This window comes from Nocardia farcinica (assembly GCF_029867845.1).
Taxonomy (GTDB): domain Bacteria; phylum Actinomycetota; class Actinomycetes; order Mycobacteriales; family Mycobacteriaceae; genus Nocardia; species Nocardia farcinica_A.
In genome coordinates, this window is sequence record NZ_JARWRU010000461.1 from 1 (window position 1) to 5,472 (window position 5,472).

A 5,472-nucleotide genomic window follows, 5' to 3' on the forward strand; every position below is an offset into this window, starting at 1 on the left:
CCGCCCCCCACCCCCATCCGCCCCCCCCCCCCCCCCCCCCCCCCCCCCCCCCCCGCGGCGCACCCCGGAACCGACCGAGGACTCGCCGAGGATGGTGATCGGGCCGATCTGTGAGGAGTGCTGCACGTGGGTGCCGCCGCACAGCTCCATCGAGAACGGGCCACCGATCTCCACGACGCGCACCTGGTCGCCGTAGTTCTCGCCGAACAGGGCCAGCGCGCCCATCTTCTTCGCCGAGGTCAGGTCGGTGACGAAGGTGTTCACCGGGAAGTTGGCGCCGACGGCGTCGTTGGACACCGCCTCGATGTCGGCCTTCTGCTGCTCGGACAGCTGGCCCTGCCAATTGAAGTCGAAGCGCAGGTAGCCGGGCTTGTTGAGCGAGCCCGCCTGCACGGCGTTGGGGCCGAGCACCTGGCGCAGCGCGGCGTGCACCATGTGCGTGCCGGAGTGGCCCTGGGTGGCGCCGCTGCGCCAGGACGGATCGACCTGCGCGAGCACCACGTCACCCTCGGTGATCTGCCCCTGCTCCACGGTGGCCTTGTGCACCCACAGCTTCTTGGCGATCTTCTGCACGTCGTTGACGCGCAGCTTCAGCCCGCTCGCGGTGAGCTGGCCGCGGTCGGCGATCTGACCGCCGGACTCGGCGTAGAGCGGGCTGCGGTCCAGGATCACCTCGACGTCGCTGCCCTCGGTGGCGGTGGGCACCCGCACGCCGTCGGCGATCAGCGCCAGCACCCTGGCTTCGGAGGTCAGCTCGTCGAAGCCGGTGAACTCGGTGGCGCCGCGGTCGACGAGCTCCTTGTAGATGCTCAGGTCGGCGTGCGCGTGCTTGCGGGCGGCGGCGTCCTCCTTGGCGCGACGGCGTTGCTCGGCCATCAGCGCGCGGAAGCCCTCCTCGTCGACCGACAACCCGGCCTCGGCGGCCATCTCCAGGGTGAGGTCGATGGGGAAGCCGTAGGTGTCGTGCAGGGTGAAGGCGTCCGAGCCGGAGATCTTGCTTCCCCCCTCGGCCTTGACCGCCGAGGCGGTGTTGTCGAACAGCGCGGAGCCGGTGCTCAGGGTCTTGAGGAAGGCGGTCTCCTCGCCGACGGCCACGGTGCGGATGCGCTCGAAGTCGGTGGCCAGCTCCGGGTAGGAGGGCGACATCAGGTCGCTGACGACCTTCATGAACTCCGCCATCACCGGCTTCTCGGCGCCGAGCAGGCGCGCGGAGCGCACGATGCGGCGCAGCAGCCGGCGCAGCACGTAGCCGCGGCCGTCGTTGCCGGGGTTGACGCCGTCGGAGATCAGCATGGCCGCGGTGCGGGCGTGATCGGCGATCACCCGGAAGCGCACGTCGGAGGCGTGCTCGACGCCGTACTTGCGACCGGTCAGCTCCTCGGCGCGGTCGATGATCGGCCGCAGCAGGTCGGTCTCGTAGACGTTGTCGACGCCCTGCAACAGCATGGCCACCCGCTCGATGCCCATGCCGGTGTCGATGTTCTTCTTCGGCAGCGAACCCACCGGCGGGTGGCCCTGCTTGGGGCTCAGGTCGCCGCGGATGTCCTGCATGAAGACCAGGTTCCAGATCTCCAGGTAGCGGTCCTCGTCGGCGACCGGGCCGCCTTCCTTGCCGTACTCCGGGCCTCGGTCGAAGTAGATCTCCGAGCAGGGACCGCCGGGACCGGGCACGCCCATGTCCCAGTAGTTGTCCTTGCCGTCGCGGAACTGGATCCGCTCCTTCGGGATTCCGGCCACCCGGTGCCAGATCTCGGCGGCCTCCGGGTCGGCCTCGTAGGCGGTGACCCAGATCCGCTCGGGATCGAAGCCGAATCCACCCTCCTCCTGGGGCTTGGTGATCAGCTCCCAGGCGAGGGTGATGGCCCCCTCCTTGAAGTAGTCGCCGAAGGAGAAGTTGCCCGCCATCTGGAAGAAGGTGTTGTGGCGGGTGGTGACGCCGACTTCCTCGATGTCACCGGTGCGCACGCACTTCTGCACGCTGGTCGCGCGCGGGAACGGCGGCGCCTCCTGGCCCAGGAAGTACGGCTTGAACTGGACCATGCCTGCGTTGACGAACAGCAGGTTGGGGTCGGCCAGGATCAGCGAGGCACTCGGTACCTCGGTATGCCCGGCACGGACGAAATGGTCCAGGAAACGCCGTCGAATCTCGTGGGTCTGCACAGGTATCGAGCCTACCGGTGCCGCGCACCCGGTTTTTCATCGCCCGGCCCGCTCCGGGCCGCGTGTCAGCGCCCGCGGACGATGCGACGCAATTTCGCCACTCGCGAGCCGATCTCGCGCTCGTATCCGTGGTCGGTCGGCCGGTAGTAGTCCGCGCCGACGATCTCGTCCGGCGGGTACTGCTGGGCCAGCACCCCGTCCGGGTCGTCGTGCGGGTACCGGTAGCCCTGCGCGTTGCCCAGCTTCGCCGCGCCCGCGTAGTGGCCGTCGCGCAGGTGCGGCGGCACCGGCCCGGCCTTGCCCGCGGAGATGTCGGCCATCGCCGCCGACAGCGCCGCGGGGACCGCGCCGGACTTGGGCGCCGTGGCCAGGTGGATGGTCGCGTGGGTCAGGGTGAGCTGTGCCTCCGGCATACCGATCAGCTGCACCACCTGCGCGGCCGCGACGGCGGTCTGCAGGGCGGTCGGGTCGGCCATGCCGATGTCCTCGCTGGCCGCGATCACCAGCCTGCGCGCCACGAACCGCGGGTCCTCGCCCGCGCTGAGCATTCTGGCCAGGTAGTGCAGGGCGGCGTCGACGTCGGAGCCTCGGATGGACTTGATGAACGCGCTGACCACGTCGTAGTGCTGATCGCCCGCGCGGTCGTAGCGCACCGCGGCGCGGTCGACGCTGGCCTCCACCAGCGCCAGGTCCACCGTGCCGTCCAGGGATGACTCGGCGGAGGCCTCCAGCGCGGTCAGCGCGCGCCTGGCGTCGCCGCCCGCGATGCGGACGATGTGGTCGAGCGCCTCGTCGGTGACCCGGTAGGCCCCGCCGAATCCGCGCTCGTCGGCCAGCGCGCGCTCGAGCACCGTCCTGACATCGGCGTCGGTGAGCGAGCGCAGTTGCAGCACCAGCGAGCGCGACAGCAGCGGCGAGACCACCGAGAACGACGGGTTCTCCGTGGTGGCCCCGACCAGCAGCACGATCCGGTTCTCCACCGCGGCCAGCAGCGCGTCCTGCTGGGTTTTGGAGAAGCGGTGCACCTCGTCGATGAACAGCACGGTGCGTTCACCGGCGACCAGCCGCCTGCGCGCCAGGTCGATGACCGCCCGCACATCCTTGACCCCGGCAGAGAGCGCGGAGAGCGCCTCGAACCGGCGTCCGGTGGCCTGGGAGATGAGCGCCGCCAGCGTGGTCTTCCCGGTGCCGGGCGGACCGTAGAGCAGCACCGAGGCCGCGCCCGAGCCCTCGATCAGGCGGCGCAACGGCGAACCCGGCCCGAGCAGATGCTGCTGGCCGACGACCTCGTCGAGCGAGCGGGGCCGCATCCGCACCGCCAGCGGCGCCTGGTCGCCCGGCCCGCGGAAGTCCACCCCCGCGCTGTCGTGGCCCGTCTCCTGCACCGCCGCACTCGGCACATCGAAAAGCCCGTCGCTCATGTTTTCGACCGTACCGCCGCCCACCGACGAGCGTTTCCCCAGCTGTGCGAGCGCGGGCGCCGCCCGATTTGCGAGGGCCGCCCCGATCGGCTGGGATTCTCGGGTGGCCGAGATGGATTCCTTCGCCCGCCGGACTCTGCTCAAGGGCGGTGCGGCCGCCGTCGCCGCGACCGCGCTGACCGCCGTGCCCCGCGCCGATGCCTCGATCGAGATCTTCGGACACGGCGTCGCCTCCGGTGACCCGCTGCCGACCGGGGTGATCATCTGGACCCGCGTCACCGTCTCCGAGGACGCGACGCCGGGCTCCGGCGAGGGCGAGCCCGCGGCCGTCTACTGGGAGGTCTCCCGCGACGAGGAGTTCACCCAGGTGGTCGCCTCCGGCGCGGTCATGACCTCCGCCGATACCGACCACACCGTGAAGGTCGACGTCTCCGGTCTCGCCCCGGCCCGGGACTACTGCTACCGCTTCACCGCCTTCGGCAGGCACTCCCCGGTCGGCCGCACCCGCACCGCGCCCGCCGCCGGCGCGTCCCCGGACCGGCTGCGCTTCGGCGTGGTGTCCTGCGCGAACTGGGAGGCCGGGGCCTTCGGCGCCTACCGTGCCCTCGCCGAGCGCGGCGACCTCGACGCCGTCGTCCACCTGGGCGACTACCTCTACGAGTACGGCCGCGGCGAGTACGGCACCGGCTATCGCGCCCACGATCCCGGCCACGAGATCGTCACCCTCGCCGACTATCGGATCCGTCACGCCCAGTACAAGACCGATCCCGGCTTGGCGGCCCTGCATGCGCGGGTGCCGTTCGTCTGCACCTGGGACGACCACGAGTCGGCGGACAACTCCTGGTCCGGCGGCGCGGGCAACCACGACCCCGCCATCGAGGGCGCCTGGGCCGATCGCCGCGCCGCCTCGGTGCGCGCCTATCTGGAGTGGATGCCGGTCCGCGTGGGCGGCGCGGGCGACGAGCTGCGCATCTACCGGCGACTACGCTTCGGCGACCTCGCCGAACTGTCCATGCTCGACCTGCGCAGCTACCGCGACCAGGAGGTCCTGCCCGGAACCGACCGGCGCGCCGTGGACGCCCCGGAACGCACCCTCACCGGCCACGCGCAGATGGAGTGGCTCACCGCCGGCCTGGTGTCGGCGCCGGTGCGCTGGAAGCTGGTCGGCAACTCGGTGATGATCGCCCCGCTGCGCTTCCCCGCCCTGGACGCGGCCACCACCAGGGCGTTGTCGAGCGTGCTCGGCCTGCCCCGCGACGGCGCCACCGTCAACGCCGACCAGTGGGACGGCTACACCGCCGACCGGCGCAGACTGTTCGAGGCGATCACCGCCGCCGAGGTCTCCGACGTGCTCTTCCTCACCGGCGACATCCATTCCTCCTGGGCGGCCGACCTGCCGCTGAACGCCACCGATCCGGCCGGGCCGAGCGCGGGCGCGGAGTTCGTCGTGCCCTCGGTCACCTCGCCAAGCATCGGCGATCTGCTCGGCGCGCCGCCGCGCACCGCCGCGGTGCCGGTGGAGAACGCCATCGCCGCGGCCAACCCGCACCTGCGCTATGTGGAACTGGAGTCGCACGGCTACGGCGTCCTCGACGTGACCGAGGAGCGGGCCCAGATGGACTGGTTCCATCTGACCGACGTCCGCGACCCCGCGTCGCCGGTGCGTCACGGCGCGTCCTTCGCGGTGCCGAGCGGCGGGCGGATCGAACGCCGCACCGACCCGATCACCTGAGCGGCAGCCTGCCGACGCCCGAGCCCTGCCGAACCCCACGGGCCACCAGGCCAGAGACGGGCGGTTTACCCCCGGGGCCCCCCCCCCCGGGGGCCCGGGGCACCGGCCCCCCCGCCCCGCGCCCCGCGGGGAGCCCCGGCGCGGAAAACCCCCCCCCCA

The 5,472-nt window shown here is 71.9% G+C and carries 3 protein-coding genes; 1 reads left to right on the forward strand and 2 read right to left on the reverse strand.

The window, feature by feature from the left end; translation table 11 throughout:
- Together alaS and QH283_RS09955 are read right to left on the reverse strand one after the other, a co-directional pair.
- Positions 1 to 2,160, reverse strand: a 2,160-nt coding sequence (alaS, locus tag QH283_RS09950) for an alanine--tRNA ligase (protein WP_280502725.1), incomplete at its 3' end; no start/stop codon positions are given.
- A 65-nt stretch (positions 2,161 to 2,225) separates the two neighbouring features.
- Positions 2,226 to 3,581, reverse strand: a complete 1,356-nt coding sequence (locus QH283_RS09955) for a replication-associated recombination protein A (RefSeq protein WP_280502726.1) — start codon at positions 3,579 to 3,581, stop codon at positions 2,226 to 2,228.
- 112 nt (positions 3,582 to 3,693) lie between these two features.
- Here QH283_RS09955 and QH283_RS09960 point away from each other — a divergent pair, with 112 nt between their 5' ends.
- Positions 3,694 to 5,313, forward strand: coding sequence for an alkaline phosphatase D family protein (locus QH283_RS09960; protein WP_280502727.1), 1,620 nt, complete (start codon positions 3,694 to 3,696; stop codon positions 5,311 to 5,313).
- Positions 5,314 to 5,472 lie beyond the last annotated feature (159 nt).